Origin of the sequence: Vibrio penaeicida, from assembly GCF_002933855.1 — a bacterium.
Taxonomy (GTDB): domain Bacteria; phylum Pseudomonadota; class Gammaproteobacteria; order Enterobacterales; family Vibrionaceae; genus Vibrio; species Vibrio penaeicida_A.
In genome coordinates this window covers 1-22628 of record NZ_BFAQ01000023.1, presented here as the reverse complement: position 1 = coordinate 22628, position 22628 = coordinate 1, and the positions used below count along the sequence as shown (strand labels likewise).

At 42.5% G+C, this 22628-nt stretch carries 17 protein-coding genes and 1 pseudogene; 3 read left to right on the top strand and 15 right to left on the bottom strand.

Features of this window, described 5'->3' with window-relative positions; all coding sequences use genetic code 11:
• The first annotated feature begins 191 nt into the window (after positions 1 to 191).
• Entirely contained in the window at positions 192 to 914 is a 723-nt protein-coding gene (nfsA, locus tag VPNCDNU1_RS13485; RefSeq protein ID WP_104400797.1) for an oxygen-insensitive NADPH nitroreductase, read from the top strand.
• Positions 915 to 1205: 291 nt separating this feature from the next.
• Positions 1206 to 2423, top strand: coding sequence for an MFS transporter (locus VPNCDNU1_RS13480; protein ID WP_104400796.1), 1218 nt, complete (start codon positions 1206 to 1208; stop codon positions 2421 to 2423).
• Positions 2424 to 2531: 108 nt separating this feature from the next.
• Here VPNCDNU1_RS13480 and VPNCDNU1_RS13475 read toward each other — a convergent pair whose 3' ends face one another.
• From VPNCDNU1_RS13475 to VPNCDNU1_RS13435, 9 genes and pseudogenes are all read right to left on the bottom strand, one after another.
• Positions 2532 to 3326, bottom strand: a complete 795-nt coding sequence (locus VPNCDNU1_RS13475; protein ID WP_104400795.1) for a hypothetical protein — start codon at positions 3324 to 3326, stop codon at positions 2532 to 2534.
• Between the two features lie 365 nt (positions 3327 to 3691).
• The gene (locus tag VPNCDNU1_RS13470) at positions 3692 to 4315 is read right to left on the bottom strand and encodes an esterase/lipase family protein (protein WP_104400794.1); all 624 of its coding nucleotides are present in this window, start codon (positions 4313 to 4315) and stop codon (positions 3692 to 3694) included.
• Positions 4316 to 4450: 135 nt separating this feature from the next.
• On the bottom strand, positions 4451 to 4876 hold the full coding sequence (locus tag VPNCDNU1_RS13465; protein WP_104400793.1) for a hypothetical protein: 426 nt from the start codon (positions 4874 to 4876) through the stop codon (positions 4451 to 4453).
• Positions 4877 to 4891: 15 nt separating this feature from the next.
• Positions 4892 to 5482 (bottom strand): annotated as a pseudogene (locus tag VPNCDNU1_RS13460) (1-acyl-sn-glycerol-3-phosphate acyltransferase); the annotation flags it as partial.
• A gap of 183 nt (positions 5483 to 5665) precedes the next feature.
• Positions 5666 to 6406: a helix-turn-helix domain-containing protein gene (locus VPNCDNU1_RS13455; protein WP_104400791.1), complete on the bottom strand. Its 741-nt coding sequence runs from the start codon at positions 6404 to 6406 to the stop codon at positions 5666 to 5668.
• A gap of 2 nt (positions 6407 to 6408) precedes the next feature.
• Entirely contained in the window at positions 6409 to 7044 is a 636-nt protein-coding gene (locus tag VPNCDNU1_RS13450) for an HD domain-containing protein (protein WP_104400790.1), read from the bottom strand.
• 162 nt (positions 7045 to 7206) lie between these two features.
• Complete coding sequence (locus tag VPNCDNU1_RS13445; protein ID WP_104400789.1) at positions 7207 to 8049, bottom strand: mechanosensitive ion channel family protein; 843 nt, start codon at positions 8047 to 8049, stop codon at positions 7207 to 7209.
• Positions 8050 to 8147: 98 nt separating this feature from the next.
• Positions 8148 to 9035, bottom strand: coding sequence for a LysR family transcriptional regulator (locus tag VPNCDNU1_RS13440; RefSeq protein ID WP_104400788.1), 888 nt, complete (start codon positions 9033 to 9035; stop codon positions 8148 to 8150).
• A gap of 33 nt (positions 9036 to 9068) precedes the next feature.
• Positions 9069 to 10505, bottom strand: a complete 1437-nt coding sequence (locus VPNCDNU1_RS13435; protein ID WP_104400787.1) for an SLC13 family permease — start codon at positions 10503 to 10505, stop codon at positions 9069 to 9071.
• A gap of 352 nt (positions 10506 to 10857) precedes the next feature.
• Between VPNCDNU1_RS13435 and VPNCDNU1_RS13430 the strand changes: the two genes are divergently transcribed.
• Positions 10858 to 11388, top strand: coding sequence for an outer membrane beta-barrel protein (locus VPNCDNU1_RS13430; RefSeq protein ID WP_104400786.1), 531 nt, complete (start codon positions 10858 to 10860; stop codon positions 11386 to 11388).
• A gap of 215 nt (positions 11389 to 11603) precedes the next feature.
• Here the strand turns inward: VPNCDNU1_RS13430 and VPNCDNU1_RS13425 are convergent, their stop codons facing one another.
• The 6 genes from VPNCDNU1_RS13425 to VPNCDNU1_RS13400 all read right to left on the bottom strand — a co-directional run bounded on the left by VPNCDNU1_RS13425 (position 11604) and on the right by VPNCDNU1_RS13400 (position 21962).
• Positions 11604 to 13046 (bottom strand): catalase, encoded by a 1443-nt coding sequence (locus VPNCDNU1_RS13425; protein ID WP_167404791.1) that lies wholly within the window; start codon positions 13044 to 13046, stop codon positions 11604 to 11606.
• Positions 13047 to 13310: 264 nt separating this feature from the next.
• Positions 13311 to 14348 carry a linear amide C-N hydrolase gene (locus tag VPNCDNU1_RS13420; protein WP_104400785.1) on the bottom strand — a complete coding sequence of 346 codons (1038 nt, stop codon included), beginning with the start codon at positions 14346 to 14348 and terminating at the stop codon, positions 13311 to 13313.
• A 257-nt stretch (positions 14349 to 14605) separates the two neighbouring features.
• Positions 14606 to 16813 carry a M4 family metallopeptidase gene (locus VPNCDNU1_RS13415; protein WP_104400784.1) on the bottom strand — a complete coding sequence of 736 codons (2208 nt, stop codon included), beginning with the start codon at positions 16811 to 16813 and terminating at the stop codon, positions 14606 to 14608.
• Positions 16814 to 17098: 285 nt separating this feature from the next.
• On the bottom strand, positions 17099 to 19006 hold the full coding sequence (locus VPNCDNU1_RS13410) for a M20/M25/M40 family metallo-hydrolase (protein WP_104400783.1): 1908 nt from the start codon (positions 19004 to 19006) through the stop codon (positions 17099 to 17101).
• Positions 19007 to 19971: 965 nt separating this feature from the next.
• On the bottom strand, positions 19972 to 21195 hold the full coding sequence (locus tag VPNCDNU1_RS13405; protein ID WP_104400782.1) for a zinc-dependent metalloprotease family protein: 1224 nt from the start codon (positions 21193 to 21195) through the stop codon (positions 19972 to 19974).
• A gap of 65 nt (positions 21196 to 21260) precedes the next feature.
• A complete protein-coding gene (locus tag VPNCDNU1_RS13400; protein ID WP_104400781.1) occupies positions 21261 to 21962 on the bottom strand; it encodes a hypothetical protein in 702 nt (233 codons plus the stop codon).
• Positions 21963 to 22628 lie beyond the last annotated feature (666 nt).

Sequence of the window (22628 nt, the reverse complement as noted above, 5' to 3'; positions counted from 1 at the left end):
GCAACTTAAGGAGGCTTATGTATATTGTTTCATTTTCATTTTTTTGTATTTATGCGTGTAGGTGCGCATTGTTTTTCTTTGGCATAAATTCTTGGTTTGCGATCGCGGTATTCGACAACGTTTTGGGATTTATTTATAAAAGATTTTTTGCGAATGTTATTCACGCTTAGATCTCTCAATATGGAATGCTTATGAACTCAACTATCGACACCATTCTTTCTCACCGTTCGATTCGTGCATTTACTCAGGAGGCAGTAAGTAAGGAACAGCTTGATACCATCATTCGAGCTGGCATTGCGGCCTCTTCATCCAGTTTATTACAGGTGAACTCTATTATTCGCGTGACTGACCCTGTAAAGCGTGAAGCCTTGGTGACATTTTCTGGTGGTCAAAAATACGTAGGATCCGCACCGGAATTTCTGGTGTTTTGCATCGATTTCCAACGCCATGTTGAATTGAACGAGAACGTTAAATCAGAATTTACCGAGCTGACTCTAATAGGTGCAGTAGACGCCGGAATTATGGCTCAAAATTGCATGTTGGCTGCGGAATCTATGGGATTGGGTGGTGTATACATTGGCGGATTAAGAAACTGTGCTCAAGAAGTGGATGAACTACTGGAGTTACCGCCTCATACCGCGGTGCTATTTGGAATGTGTTTAGGTCATCCAGACCAAAACCCAGAAGTAAAACCTCGATTAAGCCCTGATGTAATTTTGCATGAAAACACTTACCAGCCTTTAGATAAAAACAAAATTAGTGAGTATGACCAAACCATGTTGGATTATTACTCAAGCCGAAGCGGCAACAACAAAAGTGTGACTTGGTCAGAGCAAATCACGGGTAAACTTTCAGGAGAATCTCGACCTCACATTAAGGGCTACTTGAACGGGAAAGGTCTGGCGACTAAGTGACCTTTTAGCGAGTTAAATTAAATATCGATATTACATGAGCCGCCGACGTGCGGCTTTTCTATTTGTTTCTCTTATAAAAATAAGCTCATAGGAATAGCAGCTGCTGACCAAAGAGGTTTCCGAATCTAAAACTGGAGGTTACTTGTGTTTAAGTCACAAGGAGTGGGCTAACTTCCAATTCCATATGACCTTCATGTAATAGCGTAACAATGATTGCTAATTCTCTCAGTTAACGCTTCTATCAAGGAGCATATTGATTTTGCTGGGTAAAAGAAAAAGTTTGGAGATTGTGTGTTAACAATTGTGAGAAATGGAGCATTTGTCAGGCTTTGGCTTGGCAGTACAACATCGGGTTTTGCAACATGGGGGCTACCATTTTTGCTTGGCTACGCCATGACACAAGATATGCTGACAACCGCACAGTTGGGAATCGCGTTGGCATTTCGAACGGGTGGTTTTTTGGTGGGTGTTTTGCTTGGAGGCATTTTTGCCGACAGGTATTCGTGCCGAGGTGTTGTGTTCATCGCCAGTTTCATTGCTGCTGTTGGGATCGTGCTTACTCTACTATCTTTACCTATCAATACAGAGCAGGGTTCAGGTATCAGCCTTTTGATTATAGGAGCGATGCTTTCGGGCTTTGGGCAAGGTGCATGCCGACCCGCTTTTCAAGCATTGGTTCCCAAAGTTATTGAGCCCGACCAATTGCAACCTGCCAATGCAGCAATGAGTTTATCCATTCGCGTGGTTACATTAGCAGGGCCGGCTGTAGTAACCGCGCTTGCTATCTGGCAAGGTCTTCACAGTGGATTTGCCCTGCTTATCGCTGGCTGGCTAGTCAGTGCCTTTGTTCCCCCTTGGGTTGCGGAACAAAAAAGGCACAGAGAGTCCGATTCGCTGCATGTTTCTTCAATGTGGTTTGATATTCGAGAAGCACTTGAAGAAGCCAAGCGCCACCCATGGTTTATAGTGAGCCTAGCGGCATTGACCATCGTGATTGCGGCAGGGTATTCCGCCACCAGCGTTCTCCTTCCTACGATTTCAAAAGCGAATTTTGGTGATTCTAGCCTTCTTACATACTCCATGACGGCTTACGCATTGGGGGGATTAACAGGGGCTGTTCTTCTTGGGCGATTTACTTTTCACCCTCAAGGCTGGTGGGCCTTAATAGGTCTCGCTGTGTATGGTGTCGTGCCGTTGAGCCTTGTATTTGGTCACCATTTACTTTTGCCCGTTGTGGTCTATTTTGTTGCCGGTGTCGGTATTGAAGTCTTTAATGTTATTTGGTTTTCTTCTTTGCAAAAAGAAGTCCCCAAAGACAAGTTAGCCCGTATCTCTTCCATTGATTTCCTGTGTTCTTATGGTTTCGCACCATTAGGGCTGCTAGCCATTGCTCCGCTTACAGGGTGGTTTGGAAATACGGTAGTTCTTCTAGGGTGTGGTGCGGTGTGCTTGGTCGCACCGCTGTTCGCGATGAAGCAAAAGAGTACGAAATATTTCAAAGTGGAATGATTGGTAATGTGATTAGAAAAAGGGGATTTACAATGTAAACCCCCTTCAAAAGTAAAACTATCAAGTTAAGTTTGCTAAGTCTGTCTAGAAAGGCATTCTTAAGAGATGTTACTTACGCAACAGGTCACAGCCTTCATCTTGTGAAAAACTAAGGTCAGAACTTTGTGTCACTTCACAGCTTAATTCGTGACCCCATACATCAGTGATACGATTTACCTGAACCCATGTTCCTTCCGCACCATCAAGCTTTAGAGTGGTCGTTGAACCAGAGTTATCGCTAATTTTATGGTCTATCGCAATGCCGTGTGTCTCGCTACCCGCTGTGACCAATGAAGAAAAAGAGGTATTTGAACCATCAAGACTGAATGCCAGATTATTTAGCGCTATAATCTTCTCGGCTTTATTTTCATCTTCTAGGTTGAAAAATCCACTAATGTTTAACTTACTGCCAGCAACCGAAAAATTCAGCTTACCATTCGCTCGAATATTTAAGTCATCTGATAAACTACAGCGATCAATTGTGAACGTGCCAGTAGAGTTATGCTCACCACCGCTAGCCTTTGTCACTACATTACCATTTCCGTTATAACATGCGATTGTATCGTCAATGTTTGACGCCGCTCTGGCACTCAATGCCATTGCATTCCGAGCAGCCCCAGATGCTCCTTGATTACCAACATTTCCAGCTACATTGCGTGCGGCGTTTGGATCTACCGTGTTCGCACCATTTATCATGCCGTCTGCGCTGTTATTGGTGATTTTAGTTTTAGCTGCGGTGCTACCACCACTGCCACTACCACCAGTACCACTACCACCAGTGGAAGAAGCACCGTCACCATTGCCACCACCTCCACATGCTGTTACGAGAAGGGCAGAAGAAATGAGGAAAGCCAGTTTTTTCATTTTGAAGTCCTTTTTGAAGTGAACTCCTAATGTTAATGCATATCATTTCCTATCTTTAGGTCCGATTTATAAATTTGCGATCTACACGACGAATGGTAAATTTCTTTTTAATCAGTATGTTATGTTGAAATCGTATTCATGCATTTATTGTTCTGCATAACTAGGTTCACCATAGAATCGAATTACAGATTGGGTGCTTTAGAGTTAAATTCCGACACAACCTCTGACATAGCTTCTTGGTGACTCTTGTCTATCGCGTTTTGTTCGTACAAGGTCGAAAACGAAGTGTAGAACTGTGTTCATCTTAATCAGTATGTTCTTGGGTTATTATTGCAAGAGCTATCTCGTATCAAAGGGGTCATTCCCTAATGAGTATGACGGAATTGGTCTTGCCGGATAAAGTGATCGATCTGATTTGGAAGGTAGTGGTTGTAAATCATGCTGGTGTGGCTAGATTTGGTTTGTAAGTGATCGGTCATGCCTTCAATTTGTGTTTCTTCTACCGTCACTGTTCCATCAGATAAAGTATCGTTATCCATCAACAATAAAGGGCGCATACCAAGTGGGATGGTTCCAGCAATGCTGCCCAGTTTTTGTGGATAACCCCATATATCGTCGTGCTTTTTCAATCCAAATTCGGGAGCGTTACCTAACATAGCGCCCAGACCTAACTCTTGAATTTTGCAAATAATAGACGCCCCTTTAAGTGGTGATCCAACGGCAATGACATGGGAAACAAGCGAAGGCGAAGGGGAGCGAGAGGCTAAGTAGTTTTTAATCACCACACCACCAAGGCTGTGCCCGACCAGTACATTTTTTTGTGTTCGGTCTAATGCTGAATCAATGGAGTGGAACAACTTATCTTCATCGATAGAAACGGAGTTATAGCTGATAACTTGGGTTTCATACCCGAGTTTGCGAAGGCGTTGGCTCAGCGGCTGCATGACCAAACCGTGCATATATAAGCCATGTAGAATGATGATTTTCATTGCGGTCTCCTGTACTCCTGCTTGCTCAACTTCGTTGGATATAGATGGAAAAACAACGACGAATGAGTTAATACATGTGACGTTATTATTATGTTTCAAATTGGGTATCAAATCTGTGATGTTGCAGGTAAGTCATCAGTTAGAACGTACCTTCATCAACTCTCCAAGTATTGGGACTATCAATGATAGCCCCCAAATGTAAGCACCTATCAGAAGTTGCAAATCGATGGAAGAGCCTGCTTCTCCTATCATGGTTATTGGCTGAATAAAAAATAACGCCACAAATAATGTACTGATTACGCTTAATATTAATCGATTTTTAGACTTAGACATCACTAAGCTCATGAACCAAGTGATATTAGCCAACCAAGGTATAACGAGCAGAAGACCAACAGAATAATCAGATAGGGAAATCACCAAAGCTAGCAATACTTGTATGCTACCAAGAAGTAATGCTTCGAAACCATAAACGGTGGTTGCGTCATGTGCCTGACTTGAAAATGTTGGTAGACAAAGCGATAAAACAAACAGGGCAATCGAAAGCTGCTTATTTTTGAGCATATATAGAGCCTCGACCTATTGTGTTATCAATGTTTCAACATGGTGCTGGAGCAGAGAACGGTTTGCCGACTCTCCATTCACGCTCTTACCTATGTTGATTTCCAGTTTTGACCAAAATCGTTTTGGTAGGTGAGTGAACGCATGCCCATCTTTGTGTGAGAAAAACGACCCCCAAAGTCCTTTCAGTGCAATAGGAACAACAGGTACAGGATTACTTGCCAAAATGCGTTCCACACCCGGTCTGAATTCGTTTATCTGACCGTTTTTGGTAATACGTCCTTCTGGAAAAATACACACCAACTGATCTTGATTTAGCGCTTCTTCAATTTGGTTAAACGCCTGATTGTAGGTTTCTGAACACTGCTTAGGAGAGCAGATTGGGATGACACCCGCATGACGGAAAAAGTATTTAAGAATCGGCAGCTCGCTCAAGCTTTTGTCCATCACGAAGCGAACTGGGCGGTCAGCTAAACCCATTAGAATCAGTGCATCGATATAGCTGACGTGATTGGCGACAATTAACGCTGCCCCATTTTGCGGAATGTGTTTTTTGCCGTTCACGCGAATACGATAAAGCAAGCGGCTGAATAGAGAGCTGATGAGTCTTAGATAAGCGTGCATGTAAACCTCATAGACTGCTTTTAGAAATAGACAGTATTTTTAGAAACGGACACTATCTTAAGAAATGAGCAGTGCCTTAGTGCATGAGGTTAATGTGCTTTATTAATACTATGTTTAAAATAAAAATAATAAAAGTCACATAATAAGTAACTTTTTTGTCGGTTATGGTTACTTTTTTGGTCTCTCATGTCGTTTAAACTGTGGGAGGCTCCAATGGCGAATCCCGACTATCATTGATGTTCCATGGCGATCATCCAGGTTCAGTTCACCATCATCACGGCAGGCGGTGTAAAAATCGGAAACGAGTTTATCAATGCGTTTTTGAATCTTTTTATTACTAGGGACAGACATTAAACCTGTTGCCATCATCAGTTTTTCATCTTCACCTGAAAAATGACTTCGAAAGAATTCATCTTGAACTTGTTGCTGGAAAAAGCGCTGAATAGGTCCGCCAGCAATCCATGAGAACGTGGGAGAGAGCTTAAGTTTTAGCCTATTGTTTGGAAGCAGCTCGATGATATCCAATTTATCCAATTGAACAAGGTTTTTAATGAGCTCAGGCTCGGCAAAGTCGTATTGATTCAGAATTTCATCAAATCGATAGCCGTTCACAACACACACAGCGACCAAGAGTAACGCTTTGTCATCGACGAGCTTTTTTTCTTGTTCATAAGTTAAGGAAGTAAGCGCTTGTGTAGGAGAGGCAAGTTTAAAAAGTTCGGCCATATCCATACCAATCAGCTCACAAATGGCGCTCAAGCGCTCCAAACTGATTTGATTACCTGTGGCAAGTAAGCGCTTGACGGAGCCTTCAGTGAGGGACAGGGCTTGTGCTACATCTGTGTATTTAACTCCACTGATTTTGAGTTGCCGCTTGAGCTCTGTGATGACTTTATTGGTTTCAGACATGTTTATTCCGCTTCGTTTTGCAGTTGCAAGAGGTAACTTTTCATAAACACTACGCGTTTTTGAGCTTCTTTCTTAGCAGAAGAGGTATTCATTGTTTCCGCGATTTTGAACAGCTTTACCTCAAAATGATCGACAGTATAGCGTTTATCATTGAGTGGTCGATGTTGGGCAAACATGTCATCTGGGTGATACAAATCGGCACCGAATGTGCCGCTGACTTGAATGCACCGGGTTACTCCAATGGCACCCAATGCATCTAACCTGTCGGCATCTTGTACCACCTTGGCTTCTTTGGTTTTTGGTGTAATTCCTGCACTGAAACTGTGCGCCATAATAGCGTGGTGAATGTCATCTAAGTAATGCGTAGGGTATCCAATAGAACGCAAAAACTCGCATGCTTTGTCTGCGGCTATCTGAGCACTTAAATGACGCTCTGGATGGTCTTTAGGGTAGGTAAAGCAGTCGTGTAGATAAGCGGCAGGTAAAACAATATTGATGTCGGCTTGTTCTTTGTCTGCTAACGACTTCGCTGTTTTGACGACCCGAAAAATATGCTGAAGGTCGTGGGCGGCGTCGGTGATCATTTCTTTCGTTATGAATTCAATGCAGTCTTTTTCGTATTTTAACGCGAGGCTCATGGATACTCATCTATCTGAAAATGATGCTGTATTATACCCAAATGACCTCAAGATACTGGATTTAGAGCCACATATTCTGGTTCAATCCAAGTCTTTATACAGACACGCCAGCAAAATGCTGGCGTGTTTTTGGAAGGTGTCTCGATCAATAGACCTCAGAAATTAAGAAGCTTGTTTTCCTGGGAACTGATGAACATGCACATCGCGCTGTGGGAATGGGATAGTGATGCCTTGCTCGTCGAAGGCGATTTTCACGCGCTCGTACAAGCTGAAATACACAGGCCAATAATCGTCTGATTTAACCCAAGCCCAAACCAGCATACCGACATGGCTGTCGCCGTGTTGGCTAACGTGAACAAGCGGCTCAGGATCATCCAAAACAAGATCGTAATCGGCCAATACTTTCATGAGAACTTCGCGAGCTTTACGTACGTCGTCGCCATAGCTGATGCCAAATTCAATATCGACGCGGCGATTCTCTTCACAGAATAGGTTTTTAACCGTTCCGTTAGACAACATACCATTAGGAATAATGATTCTTTGATTATCGTAAGTAATTAATACAGTGACAAAAATCTGAATATCAACCACTTTGCCCATATGACCTTGTGCTTCGATCACATCGCCAATTTTGAAAGGCTTGAAGAACAGAATGAGTACGCCACCAGCAAAGTTAGACAAGCTACCTTGCAGCGCCATACCGACGGCTAAACCTGCGGCACCCAGCATAGCGATGAAGGACGTGGTTTCGACCCCTATCATGGAAGCGACAGAGATAATCAGTAGTATTTTAAGAATGACCGACGCAAGTGAGCAGAGGAAACTTCTTAGCCCTTGTTCTAAGCGAACACGTTCTAGTGCAACGTCAACACCTTTGGTTACTTTCCCAATTAACCACCAACCAATAACCAAGACCAAAAATGCCAGAATGAGCTTAGGTCCGAATGTCAGAACGAGTTCCAACGCTTTTTCGTAGATGTGTTCTAACGAAATATTGTCCATCATAAATATGACTCCTTTTTAAAATCACCTGAATTATAGGTTAGACCATCTACGTAAGTACTTCCCATTGTTGAGAAAATAACGGGATCATAGGCATTCTGTTATCCAGAACTGAGGTTATCTACCATCGAGTCTATCAGGGAGTGGAGTACAGGGTCCGTTTGGCGAGATTTTTTACATACAAGTAATGTTCTGATTCTTAGCGATATGTCATCCAGAATAACAATATCGTTGGTTTGTTCGCTCGATTGAGATTGAGGTTTGTCGTGAACTAATCCTACACCAAGACCACCTGCTATTAGGGTACGAGTGACCTTTTCCCTGTCGGCATGAATCAGCTTCTTAGGGCGAAAGCCATGACGTTCAAATAATTGTTCTGCCGCTTTCCCACAGCACGTATCTTCACCGGGGTAAATCCAAGGGATATGCTGCAACGCTTGCCAGTCAATGGGGGAGTGGAGCTGAGGAAAATGTGGGGATGAAGCGAGCAGCAATCTTATTTTAGACAGCTCCGCAGAGAAAAAATCATCGGGTGCTTCACCGAATTCGTTATAAATCCCGGCATCCAAGTCGCCGCTCCTAATACCAGCAATAATGGCTTGCGTCGAAAGATGTTGCAGTTTTACATCAACTTCTGGGAAATGCTCCGCGACATATATCATGATTTTCCCAAGCGTTTTGGGATCAGTATGACTGGTTGCACCAACTTGAAGTACACCCGTTATTTGCCCTTTGATTTTGCGTGCTTCTTCGACCAAATCTTGATGTGCTTGAAGTGTTTCTTCGGCTTTAAGTAAAATTCGTTGACCATCTAAGGTGAGTCGCATGCCTTGAGGTGTGCGCTCAAATAAAGTGAGATCCAAAGACGACTCTAACGCTTTAATGTGCGCACTTATGGCTGGCTGACTCAAATAAAGCCGGTCTGCCGCACGTGTAATACTGCCTTCTTGAGCGACGACGACAAACGTTCGCAATTGGTGGTTATCCATTATCCCTCTTCTTTTTTGTCAAAGTAGCCCATTTCAGAATAGACCTAGAAGGTGCCACCATAATAGATCCAGCGGTAAAAGAACTACGACGGTGATAAAAAATAGAGCCAAACATAATTTACTGATGGCTGCGATGGGCAACTTACCCATTTGTATTGCTGTGACTAACGGAGGAGCTTGGTACGGCAACAAAATGTTGGAGAAGGCAAAAACCTGTGTCATCAAAACGGTGGCGATAGGCAAACCAGTGGATAGTGCAAGGTCGCTCGCGATAGGGGTCATTACTGCTGGAACACCCGGTAAGCTGGTGGTAATGGCAACAATGGTGGAAATAAAGGTGAGCGAAACAATGCTTTGCAGTTGTTCTTGCGGTGAAAACTGTACGCTATCACCCAGAGCAGCGATAAGCGTTTCCCCCAAGCCAGATTGTGCAATGACTGCGCCTAAACCAATAATGCCCGCAACAAAGAAAAGAGAGTTGTAATTCAAATCGGCTTGAAAGCTGCTTTTGGTGGTTAAATTCAAAAATGGGCATAAGCAAATCACTGCACCCGCGAGCCCAATCCATCCCGGAGAAATATGGTGAATACCGTCTGTTAGCCACATGACCAAGCAACCCAAAATAATGTAAGCCAGCGTTTTCTCGTCCTTTGTTACAGGAGGCAAAAATGCTGTTTCTTTTGTAGTGTGCAGTGGATCATCGGAGGGAAACATTTTTAAAATCAAAAGAACCAACACCACCCCTTTCAGTGCACCCAGTACAGGAAAGTGAATCAGTAAGTAATCCCAGTAGGAAAGCTGTAAGCCATGAAGGTTTTCTGCCATACCCACAAGGATCATATTCGGCGCGTTGGCGGGTAAAATGGTGAAAGCAGGTAGCCAAGTTCCAAAAGCCGTGGCGGTTATCATTCCAATGCGTCCCTTGGAATCACTTTGGTATCCCATTTGTTCCGATAACGCCATGATTATAGGGAGTAAGAGTGCAATTCTGCCCATGGAAGAGGGCATGATAAAGGCGAGTGCAATACCGAAAATAACGATTCGCCAGATTATGGTGTTGTAGCGAGTACCTAGCGCAGAAGCGAGCAAATGGGCGATGCGCTTTCCTAGCCCAGTGTGTTTGAATGCGGCTCCAAGAACCAACCCTGCAAACAATAACCAGAACGTAGAGGATTGAAAGCCAGAAAGTGCAACGGAAGCGGGCGCAATATTGAAAACGATGGCGATAAGGAAGAAGCTCAATGCCGTCCAATATTCCGGTACGACGACCGTCGCCCACAAGCCTATGCAAAATACTGTTAGTGCCGCGACCGAAGCCAGTTGAACGGACTGAAATTGCGCGACGATAATGCCAGTTAAGATGCTAAACAGAGTAATGCCAGCGGCGACCCTTAAATTTTTTGTTTTGCCTTTTAATGAAGATGAATTAGGAGAAAGCGGTGCTTTCGTGGTGGAGATCGGGTCTGACATGTGAGCCTCACCTCTTTTCTATTAGTTGTAAGAATACTGATAGCCATGAGAATACTGGCAGCTGTGTGCATGCTAGCAATACTCATTGATTCATTACCAATCAATTAAATTGAAGAGGGAGGTCAGAATTGCTGAGGTCTAATTGTTTTTGCATTGCTGATGTTCAGATTTTGAATTATATAAATGTCTGATCGTTACCGCTTTACTTATTCTAACCAGATGTACTTGCATTTACGGTGGTTGAGGTGTGTCGCAATACCATCAGTTGTATATTAAAAATTGTGAGGTGGAGTCAGGAGTTTAGTATTGTGACCCCATAAAACCGTAATCTAAAAGAAAAATTGGTAGTGGAATGATGAAGAAATTGCGTTGTGGTTTGGTATTAATTGCGGGCTTGATGTCTGGCTTTGCGAGTGCTCAAGATTTTAATCGATTAGAAGGCTGGAGCCTCGGTGCTGGGTATTCCGATACTGATTACTCAGCGAGCCTGGGAGGGTTCTCAATTACAGAAGATGCAGGATCTGGCTTTAAGTTGGAGACCACCTATAACTTCAATGGGTTTACAGCGTTAAAAGCATCGTATGAAAGTAACTCTAAAGATGAACTGAAAGGGCATACCTTAAAAGCTGGAGGCGAACTTGGTTATTCGTATGTGTTTTCCGATGGCTCATTTATCAAGCCTTACATTGAAGCGGGCTATGCCAATCATCGAATTGCAGGCACTACTACCACGCAAAAAGTGAATGAGTCTGCAGCGTATGGTGGAGCCGGCATCCGATTTTCGACTAATTATGGCTTCTATGTCGATTTTGGTGCAGACCGAAGCAAAATGGACGGCGTCAATGTGACTCAGCTGAGTGCCACAGTCGGTATGAAGTTTTAATACTGTTCAGACTCACCCGATTCCTCACCTAAAAAAACAGCCTGATATCGTCAGGCTGTTTACGTTTTTAGTGATTTATTTAGGACCGTTATTCACCGATGCGGCTTAGTAAAAAATAAATAAGTCCGTGGTGTTAAATAGAGTCATAAAATCTTGTTCGCTCATGGCTTTCTCCTTTCTGATTTCTCTTTTCTGATTTAGGAACACGGCGTTTATTAAGATTCGTTTGCTTTCTTAATGGCTTTCTCTAACCCTTCACCATATGCCTTGTCTGCTTGATACGCGTGGTCAATATGACGTTGCTGTATGAAGTCCGGCACGCCTTTGATAGAACGGGCGGTGTTTTCAAACAAACGTTGTCGCTCCTGATCATCCATTAGTCGGAAAAGATCACCCGCTTGAGTGAAGTAATCTTCGTCTACACGGTGGTCGTAATGATCCGCATGACCAGAAATACGCAATGGTGGCTCGGAGTAATCAGGTTGTTCTTCCCACTCCTGTTGTGAATTCGGTTGATAACCAATGGTTGAACCGTAGTTGCCATCCACTCTCATCGCACCATCACGGTGGTAGCTGTGCACTGGGCATCTTGGCGCATTCACAGGGATCTGATGGTGGTTTACCCCTAAGCGATAACGCTGCGCATCACCGTAAGAGAATAAACGACCTTGAAGCATTTTATCTGGGGAGAAACCAATACCCGGAACAATGGAGGCAGGGTTAAATGCCGACTGTTCAACTTCTGCGTGGAAGTTTTCTGGGTTGCGATTGAGCTCCAGCTCGCCGACTTCGATCAACGGATAATCTTTCTGAGACCACACACGAGTCAGATCGAATGGGTTGAAATTCACCTCATCAGCTTCTAGCTCCGGCATGATTTGAATGTACATAGTCCATTTAGGCGCGTTTCCACTTTCGATGTTGTCATAAAGATCGCGGTGATGGCTTTCTCTGTCTCGCCCACACAAAATAGTGGCTTCTTCGTCGGTTAGGTTTTTAATGCCTTGATGTGTTTTAAAGTGGAATTTCACCCAGTAACGTTCACTATCTGCGTTAATAAAACTGAAGGTATGGCTGCCAAAACCATGCATGTGACGATAACTGGCAGGAATGCCTCGATCGCTCATTACAATGGTTACTTGGTGAAACGCTTCAGGTAGGGAAGTCCAGAAATCCCAGTTATTCACCGCGCTTCTCATATTGGTTCTAGGATCGCGTTTTACTGCGTGATTCAAGTCTGGAAATTTTAAAGGGTCCCTTAGGAAGAAAACTGGCGTGTTATTCCCAACCAAATCCCAGTTGCCTTCTTCGGTGTAAAATTTAAGCGCGAAGCCACGGATATCTCGTTCTGCATCTGCTGCACCTCGTTCGCCAGCGACGGTAGTAAAACGCGCGAACAAGTCGGTCTTTTTCCCTACGTCGGAGAAGATTTTTGCCCTAGTGTATTGAGTAATATCATGAGTCACTGTGAACGTGCCGTATGCGCCAGATCCTTTAGCGTGCATGCGCCTTTCAGGGATCACTTCACGGTCAAAATGTGCCAGTTTCTCCAAAAACCAAACATCTTGAAGAAGTTGCGGTCCTCGCGGGCCAGCGGTCATAACATTCTGGTTATGCGCAACAGGGCAACCTGCTGCAGTCGTTAGCTTCTTACTCATAATAAATTCCTTCCAGTGTATTTGGGGGATCAACTCGTCTACAACGGGGCAATCCGGCAACAAAGCAAAATGTGTATTGTTATGTTCTCGCTTTTTAGCGTTTATATGACCTAATAAGCTTTCGCTGTTTAGGTATAAGTAAAGAATACTGAGATACTTGTGTTAGGTGAATTCGATTGTATTTATATTATTAATAGTTAAAACTAATCAAAAAGACAGCCGTACTGACTGCCTTTTGAGTGTAGCTATGCATAATGAAATGGCTTACTTACTATTGATTATTTTGTGAGTAATATCTCCTGCCAAACCTGGGGTCGAAATATTGAAAGAAACCTGTTTTCCCGCAGCTTGGATCTCTTTCACATTGTATTGGACTTGATTGAACGATTCTCCCCACTGGTAACGCACAAGAGTTTCACCAGATTGAAGGTGACGGTTAACAGAGTATTCCGTTGCGTAGCCAGCCATAACGCCGTCGATCTCCCTATTGGGGGCATCATGTGGAATTTTGAATGATGTTGAGTCCAGCTTCAGCATGCCATTAATGATACTGCTTGGCTCTGTTAGGTGACCTGAGAAGTAAGTGGCGTGAATAAAACGATCCTCAGGGTTCGTATTACCGCCTGTGCCTAAGTTTGTTTGGCTCCACTGCTTATCTAGATCGCCCCATCCTCGTTGCGAACGTTCAACATTAGCGAGATGTTGGGCATAACCCGGCTGGTTGGTCATTACCGTGTATTGTTCTCCATGCCATACCTGTGGTTTGCCGTCACGCCATTCCAAGATTGCACTGTCTCCACTGGTATCTTGAAACGAAATATGCAGAGCTATGCGCACGGGCACTCCTGGCACAAACTCCTCGGCTGGTGTTCTCTTCTCAATAGCAGAAACCACTTCATCGACCGAGGCATACTGAGATAGTAGATGGCGAAGGTAAGTTATCGCGCCTTCTTTTTGATTGGCTGTAGCCTCACCTAAGTCCATTAACCCATCGTATAGGACATTGCCGCTCAACCCTTTTGAATTAACACCATCGGTTACGGCACCATAGGTTGTAAGGCCTGTGACATCGTATTTAGAGGTCACAATATTTTGTTGCTCCATGTGAGTGGAATATTCAATCCCTGCAGGAAAATTAACGACATTGGGACGAGTTTGTTCAGACCAATCTAATGTGCGGGTAACGAATGTGCCATGATCTTGTGTTTGCCAAAGAATACGAGTACACGCATTGGCCGTGACTGAAATAGACGACATCATTAGGGCGCTGATAACAGAGGCTGCAATAAAATTACGTTTCATGGTTTTTCTCCCGCTTCGATTTGCCTGTATATTGACAAGTTTTTAGCGGCAGAACATCTCCATTATGTAGGGAAAAACCCAACATAAAAGGATGGTTTCTGCAAAGCGGCACTTTAATTGAGAAATGATTATTTGTCGGTTTATTGATGGGGTGAATATACGAAGTGGCAGAGGGAGCGATTTTAAAAAAAGAGAGAGGCCTAATGCCCCTCTCCGATGACTTTTAAGGATGATTTATCCTACTAGTCATATACCGTTTACTCTGCTGTAAGCGTTAACGTCACACCAGAGCTATTGTAGTAACCGTAAATACCGATGTGCCACGTGCCAGCGCCAGGGTTCGCAATCGTGCAAGATTCGTTGTTGCCATTTTTCCATGGGCGGCAGTCGTATTGGTAGAGCGTAGGATTGGAGCCTTTTCTAACATACAAATCGACGTCACCATACCCACCAGACGTAGTAATCGTCATGGTTGAATAGCCCGTACCCAATTCTTGAGTGTACTGTTGCCACTGACCACCGCCAACAGAGATGTTGTTCAATGTATCGTTGATTGGCGTAGGACCACTAGGAGGTGGTGGAGGTGTTGTTCCGCCATCGTAGCTGGCCGTTAGAGACACACCACTTATCTGGTTCCATGCTTCAACCATGACATGGTAAGTGCCTGTTTGGATGCTGCTGATAGCACAAGTTTCGTTACTGGAGCTGGTGGTGCTCTTACAATCGTAATTGCTTAAAGATGGCTTGGAACCAAATTTTACGTAAAGATCAGCATCGCCTGAACCGCCCGTTGTAACGAAGCGCAAGTTTGTTGCACCTGCTGGGACTTGGAATGTGTAGAATTTCTGATCTTTCGCTGCACCTGAAATACCGGTGACGGGTACGCCATTTTGCAGTTCGTTATCGCCAGTGGGTGGTGGAGGCGGTGTTGTTGTTGGGCAGTCGCCCACACCAACAGCACACCAAGCTGTTTCAACGGCGTTTTTCTCTGTCGCACCATACAAGTCTTGTGCCGCTTGAGCTGTTGCGGTTCGAGCACCAGAGAAATTGGTATTTTGGTTCATGTAGGTAACTAACGCACGATAGAATATTTTCTCGGCTTTTAGCATGCCAATGCTTGGTACTTGTGCATTGGACTTACCACGTGGGTGTGTTCCGCCATCTACTAGCAATACGTACGCTAAGTTTGCAATACCAGAGTTACCGTGCACGCCACCATAATCATTATCTCTATGAGGATTATTGGTGAACGGTATACGCTCTGGATACCAATCTTTTGAATAATTATCTTTGGTTGGATTATTCATGTAGCGGAAAGCTTTTCCAGGTTGATTGTACAAACCGTCACCCAGTAACCAGCTGGATGTCGTTGTACCATTCTTGAACGCTTCTGCTGATAACCCAAGAATATCAGACCATGCTTCATTCAATGCACCAGACGCATTTTGGTAAACAAGACGGGCAGAGAAGTTGGTGACACCGTGCGTAAATTCGTGACCAATGATGTCGAAATCAGAGGTGAAATCGTAATCAACCCCGCCACCGGCTTGACCATAAAGCATTTGCGAACCAGTCCAATACGCATTTTGCTCACCAAGGTCGACACTAGATACCAACGTCATCCCGTTGTTGTTGAGGCTGTCACGACCATGTCGCTGTTGGTAGTAGTCATAAACCGTTGCTGCACCATCATGAGCGCGTTGCGCAGCAGCGTTACCACCACAATTTTGGTTGTTCGTACAAAGCAGTTGCCCTGGTGCAGAGTTTTGATTACCGCCGTTTAGGGTGTACGTTTTCCAGCTCTTTGCCGAGTGTACCTGTGCATGGCGTGCGAGTACTTCATTGGTGGCTGCATCAATGTAAACAATGTCACGACCAAAAGGTCCGGCACCTGCAAAGTAGACGACTTCCATACGCCAAGCGAGTTTCGTTTCGTCTTGATCAGGCAAGTAGATGTAAGCCAGTTCGGGTTGTGTTTGAACTGAGCCAATGCTTTCGCCAACAGAGCGCGCCTGTTTACCATTGTCATTACTTTGCTTGGCAGCAAACGCAGCCGAAGCAGGAGCAGAAGAAACAGCGAGTGTACCTGTTACCGCATAAACAGGTGCATTATTCAGTAAGCCGTTAGCGTTATTGCTTGCTTCTGTGTGCAAAGCAATACTGTTGCCATAAACTTTAATGCCATTGATTTTCTGATCAAAAAACGTGTGCTTTTTCCCTAACTCATCAACCCATTGGCGAGAAACTTCAAATTCCTCACTTCCCGTCGATTTATACGATGGGTTGCTGGCTAAGATTTGCTTTAACGCCTGAACTTCAGCACCTGCTGTTGCATTACCTAAGTTCCCCGTGACAAATGAAGGTCGCCCAGTATCTGTCGCTGTTTTTATTTCCATCTGTGCGAAAGCAGAGGTCGATAATGTTATACCGACCAATAAGGGGATAATTCCAATTTTAAACTTCATGATTTATTTTCCTGTATTTAAAGGATCGCTGGATATTCCAACATTCCATCCACCATGAATATTCATGGTTTCCTTATACGTATTCTTTTATTTAAAAAGAGACGTTATTCCATTAATACCAAAGATTTTAATATCTCTTTCAGTATTAATTTGATGTGCTTATTCATGCTGTTCTATTAACTAAAACGGCATAAAAAATAGTTAATGCAATGACAAGCTCATCAAATTTGGATGCGTTTAATCTGCCCTTTTCTGATTAGAAAAGGGCAGCGAAGCGCCACTATTTTATGGTGTGGCTTTGATATTGAGCGTTAGCCCTGTCGTTGTTGAATATCCGTAGATGTCGATATACCAAACGCCAGATTGCGGTGACGTAATTGGGCAGTTTTCATTGTTCCCATTGAGATAAGGCCGGCAGTCGTGTTGCCCAAACGTAGATTGAGCGCCATGACGAACGTACAGATCCGCATCACCTGTTCCGCCCGATATCGTGACGGTTAGGTTTGAATAGCCTTCGCCCAGTTCTTGGGTGTAGCGTTGCCACTGCCCACGCGAAACAGAGATATTCGTGACCGTTTCGTCAATGGGTTCAGTACCTGTAGGTGGTGGGGGTGGATTACCGCTGTCTGCATAGCTTGCGGTTAGAGATACACCAGATATCGCAGACCAAGCCTCGACCATCACGTGGTAAGTTCCCGCTTGTGCATTTGGAATTTGGCATTGTTCGTTGTTAGAACTGTTGGTGCTTTTGCAGTCATAACTGTTGAGCGCTGGCTTAGATCCAAATTTAACGTATAAATCTGCATCGCCAGTTCCACCTGATGTTGTGAACTTCAGATTGGAAGCCCCCGCTGGAACATTAAACGTATAAAAGTTTTGTGCTTTAGCTACCCCAGATATGTTGGTTTTTGGAACACCATTTTGCAGTTCGTTTTCACCCGTGGGTGGCGGTGGTGGAGGGGTTCCTGCAATCGTACCTTTGGCGAGCTCAGAAATGAATGCAACGGAAAGCTTAGCAAACTTAATCGCGTGGCTTGAGTCGAATTGGGTATCATTCGCCGTATGGATGAGCGGGTTCGAATCGTGGAAATTCGCTTCAGCTGGCATGGAAGCAGGGAAACCTTCATTGTACCAAGACGCGTGGTCGGAACACGCGTAACCACACTTCGAGTTACCATGCGTCATATTCGGTAAATACTTGTTGATCAAGTTGCGAATAAACTGGTTTTGCCCTGAATTGGTGTAGTCAGTGATGAGTACGATGTCGCGATTAAATGTCCCCTTATAGCCCGTCATATCAAACTGAGCGACACCCACTACGTTCTTGCCGGAGCTTTTATAAGACTGGGCGATGGCTTTTGAACCTCGTAGCCCGACTTCTTCTGCCGCATAACCGATGATTTTCACTGTGCGCTTGGGCTTAAATCCACTTTTAACAATCGCGTTTAGCGTCTCAGTGAGAACAGAAATACCAGAAGCATTATCGTCGGCACCTGGGGCGGATTCGTTACCTGGGCTGCGTGTATTAATGGAGTCTAGGTGCCCGCCGATAACGACGATTTCGTCGGCAAGAGTCGTACCATTGATCGTTGCGATAACAGAAGGTTGTTTCCAGCTGTGATTAAAAAATTCTACACTGATATCACTGCGTGCCTGAGAAAGTTGAACCCAACGATCCTTTATCCATTTTGCCGCGTCGTACCCTGACTGAGAGGTATAATACCGATCGTAGTAATTGGATAATGTATTGACGGTGTTGGTTAGATTTTGTTGTGACGTTTCCGACATCATCGCATTGGTAACATATTCGTTATCGATGGTGTAGTTAACAGCCGCAAAATTGGCAAAGCTCTGATTCGCATTTGCGGCTTGTTTTGCGTATGCCTGTGCCTCTTCAAACGAATCATGATAAAAGAATCCACCACATCGTTTGAATTCATGGTGCATTAGCTCACTCAAATTGTTTATATCGCTGGTATTAATCTCCGATACCGTAATGCCATCAACGCCTTGTACAATTTGAGGTGAAAAAGCCAACCCTTTGTGCTCTTGCGCGGTTGTAAAGTGCTGAATTGCATCGCTACCGATTGTTATCCAAGCTTTTGTTGGTTCATTCGGATTTATATTGTTTTGGCTAGCGATTGAATTTGTAGCGCTAATTACTGTGACGAGTAACAAATACTTAACTTTCATTTCTTATTCCCGAAATTATTAAAGTTAAAGAAAATAAAAAGCCTATACCCACAAAAATAAGTTATTTCTTATATAACTCAATATTATATTTTATGATTTATGTGACTATGGCTACTATTTAGTTCACTAATGTTTGCTGAAAATATGATTTTTCCTCAAGCATCAAAAGAAAACAGAAATAGAGCCAAACTCTATTCCACTTTAGAAAATTTTAATTAATCAGATACACAGCCGTATCAGTGGCTGAGTACAGAGATTGTTATCAATGACGTGAGAAAAAACAAATATCAGAATAATTTAGAAAACCTTATTATGTTGACAGGTTTTATCTAATATGTTTGCTGGTGTTTTTTTACGGTACGTGTATAAGAGGATATGCTTTATATATAGGCGATACAGCAAAGAGTGTAAAAAATATTTTCCATTTCTGTACTAATCACTTCCAGTAAAAATGAAGTGAACAGAAGATGAATATGGATAAAAAAATAAGAATAAATGAGATCAATGTTGTGTTGAATAAGTGTTTTATTTTTAACTCATTGATATATATAAACTTATACGTGAATTAATTATATATGAATTAAACTGAGTGCTATACGGGTTTGCATATCAAAAGTATAAGCAATTGAAATAACTATACTTTATTTTAATTCTGAAGTAACAGATTGAGCTATTTTTTAAATTGTATATTTCATTCGTTTCATTAATTTCATGTGATAGCTATTCAGGAAATACTATAATTAATGTCAGAATTATGTCATTCCAATAATGAGAATGAAAATACATGTTTCATAGTTTAGCGTTTGCTTTCCTGTAAACAACAGAATTAATATTGTTATGTTATACAGTAACGAAAATGGATGTTCAAATATTAATTCATTTCCTCCTCCTTATATTCGTATGGCATGTACCTAACTTTTTCTAATAAAAATACCCAAGAACCTTTGGGTTCTTGGGTATAAGGATTACTTAAGGGTTAGAATAGCGCCTTTTACTACGCCAGTATCTTGTTCGAAATTATCCGTGACACGCAGTGTCCATTGACCGTTGAAGTCGATATCTTCAATCTCTTGCAAGGTGAAGGTGACATTGTATTTCTCCCCACGATCTCTACTGTTCGCTTCCTTCAAAATCCAGTAGTTGTTGTCTGGTGCGATAAGTCGAATAGACAAATCACCAATGAACCCATGTTCCACGTTTAGTGCGATTGTCGGTTTGGTGATATCCCCTTCGAAGGACACCTTAATCGGAATGTCTACCTGAGCTTGGTCTGGAATTGTTACAGGAGAGTCAATCTTAAAGACGTTGTTGGGTTCTTTGGGATCGGTTGGCTGGGTCGGTTTACCTGTATCTGTGCCATCGGTTTTACTTTGATAAATATTGGCAATTTTAGGTGCAGTAAGACCAATAGCACGAGCGGCATTTGCAACCCCTTTGCGGCCACATGGTTGCCCTTTACACTCTACATCTGGGTTAGAGAAATTGTAAGAACGCCCTCTTATACCGAAAAGGTATCCATAAGCCATTGTGGTTGCAAATTGCCCGTTTACGCCATAACCATAAGCATCTTTTTCTGTCCCATTTTGGAGGTGAGGCAAACCATTGTATTGTTCACGTGCGTGGTTGATACCGAAATTGTGGCCTAATTCATGAATAAACGTATCACCACCACATTCGTTAATGTAGGTATGGCTGTACATTTTGCTTTTTGCCCAAGATTGGCTGCCATTCCATTGGAATGCGGGTACAATCCAAGCCAAACCGCAACTGATGCTATAGCCGTTAGCAGTGCGTTCATAATCCGGAGAGTTGTCGATGTCTAGATAACGGAACATGGCGACCATATCCGCGCCTTCATCCTTTCTTACTTGTTCGATATCTTGGAACAATTCGGACTGTTTATACCCTGGAGTCATTGCATCTAAAGCAACACCTTGATCTTTTTTTCTGCCGGGCTCGGAGTCGAAGTTATACTCTTTCAATCCAGCGAGGTTCACTCTTATGTCTAGCTTACTGTCCTTAAGAATCTTATTACCAACATTGAAACGATGCTGGATAGCTGTAATGTGATCAGTTTTTTGCGCGGTTTCTGTTGTGTAAACACCCAGTACATCAATATTTGTTGTTGCGTGTGCAAGTGGCGCAACAATGCTCGACGCAACAATCGCCGCTAATAACGTTTTTTTCATTTTTTAATCCTAAAATAGTATCTTTAAATTAATTAGTTTATTTTTATTTGAACTGCATTTATTAATCAGTCGTATCCATGACTATCCGGGACTTCATAAATCCATGCAGTTTTTCCAGATCCTTCAATTTTAATTGGACCATTAGGGTGACCAATAAAACCAAAAATTGAAGAACTTCCAAAAGTGAAGGTGGCAGGGTAGTTCTGATTATCAATCTTGAAATTCCCCGACCATGTTCTAACCCCTTCATTTTGAAATTCGTTAGATTCCACTTCGATATCAATGTCAGTGTTATCCGGTAAATTGAGTGTCACGTTGTCATTTTCATTCAGAGATTGAAATTCAGATACATTAGAAAATTCAATCGCTTTAATGCTTTCGATTGCTTCACTTTTAGGCTTTATGCTTGCGAGTGTTTCGCTAGGATTTACATCTATCCAAGCCTGTTCCAAGCTTATCGGCTCTCGATATTTTTCCTTTCGCGTACTTGTTTCTTCACTCGTATTGATTTGAGTACTTTCCTCGCTTTGTGCTTCTAAATGATTGTTTTCATCTATTTTCGAAGCGTAATGATTGACATCATCTTGCTTTTTTAGGCTTGCTTTCTTATTCAGTGCGTTGTTTTCTTTAGAGCTTCTGTTCGCTTTTCGCTTTTCATCAGAATTGGTATCTAGCGATATATTAGGTTCGTTAGATATATCGTTAAAAATAAATAAAGATAAAGGAACAGTTAACCCTATAGCGATCAATATAGGTTTTATTTTCACAAAAAATCTCCCTACCAATAATTATGTTTATGGCAAAAATATTAAGAATACAGTTGGTTTAGTGTTTACTACCGAAGCAGATACCGACCCGTTATGTCGCGTACAAAAACGATCTGTACGTATAATTTTTGAATGATAAATCTATAAATTAAAATTCTTTGTTAATTCCTTGTTTTATTTTGTCAGGATTAAAATAAAACAGAGAGCCTCCCCGATTGGGAAGAGAGGATTCTATTAGAGTTATTTTATGCTAACAATAGTTAACTCATTTAATAATTTTAGTGGGTTGAAATTTTATAGTGTTTATGTTTTACCATCATAATTTTTTTCTTACCTACTCTATAGGCATTGATGACTATAGGTTTTGGATTATATTGATAATTATGTAATTTATTATTTATTAAACCTAGTTTTCACAGAGTGATGTAAGGTGTGATTGTAGCTTTCTACCAAATGTATTTGATTCGTGTCTGTTATTTAATTTAATGAAAGTAAAGGATTTTTAATCGAAATCTAGATACTGGTGATTAAATTTAATTTAGAGTAAATACTTTAATTTTACCAATTATCTACTAATAAATAGAAACATGGCAGGGATCTTGGTTTATCGAAAACTTGCATTTTTCAATGTGATCACACTTCAAATAAGATCATGCGATTATTATA

Coding starts and splice junctions, on each gene's coding strand:
- VPNCDNU1_RS13435 (WP_104400787.1), bottom strand. CDS start 10,505: ATGTCAGACCCGATCTCCACCACGAAAGCACCGCTTTCTCCTAATTCA.
- VPNCDNU1_RS13475 (WP_104400795.1), bottom strand. CDS start 3,326: ATGAAAAAACTGGCTTTCCTCATTTCTTCTGCCCTTCTCGTAACAGCA.
- VPNCDNU1_RS13415 (WP_104400784.1), bottom strand. CDS start 16,813: ATGAAGTTTAAAATTGGAATTATCCCCTTATTGGTCGGTATAACATTA.
- VPNCDNU1_RS13405 (WP_104400782.1), bottom strand. CDS start 21,195: ATGAAAAAAACGTTATTAGCGGCGATTGTTGCGTCGAGCATTGTTGCG.
- VPNCDNU1_RS13440 (WP_104400788.1), bottom strand. CDS start 9,035: ATGGATAACCACCAATTGCGAACGTTTGTCGTCGTCGCTCAAGAAGGC.
- VPNCDNU1_RS13445 (WP_104400789.1), bottom strand. CDS start 8,049: ATGATGGACAATATTTCGTTAGAACACATCTACGAAAAAGCGTTGGAA.
- VPNCDNU1_RS13470 (WP_104400794.1), bottom strand. CDS start 4,315: ATGAAAATCATCATTCTACATGGCTTATATATGCACGGTTTGGTCATG.
- VPNCDNU1_RS13455 (WP_104400791.1), bottom strand. CDS start 6,406: ATGTCTGAAACCAATAAAGTCATCACAGAGCTCAAGCGGCAACTCAAA.
- VPNCDNU1_RS13420 (WP_104400785.1), bottom strand. CDS start 14,348: ATGAAACGTAATTTTATTGCAGCCTCTGTTATCAGCGCCCTAATGATG.
- VPNCDNU1_RS13430 (WP_104400786.1), top strand. CDS start 10,858: ATGATGAAGAAATTGCGTTGTGGTTTGGTATTAATTGCGGGCTTGATG.
- VPNCDNU1_RS13410 (WP_104400783.1), bottom strand. CDS start 19,006: ATGAAAGTTAAGTATTTGTTACTCGTCACAGTAATTAGCGCTACAAAT.
- VPNCDNU1_RS13465 (WP_104400793.1), bottom strand. CDS start 4,876: ATGCTCAAAAATAAGCAGCTTTCGATTGCCCTGTTTGTTTTATCGCTT.
- nfsA (WP_104400797.1), top strand. CDS start 192: ATGAACTCAACTATCGACACCATTCTTTCTCACCGTTCGATTCGTGCA.
- VPNCDNU1_RS13450 (WP_104400790.1), bottom strand. CDS start 7,044: ATGAGCCTCGCGTTAAAATACGAAAAAGACTGCATTGAATTCATAACG.
- VPNCDNU1_RS13425 (WP_167404791.1), bottom strand. CDS start 13,046: ATGAGTAAGAAGCTAACGACTGCAGCAGGTTGCCCTGTTGCGCATAAC.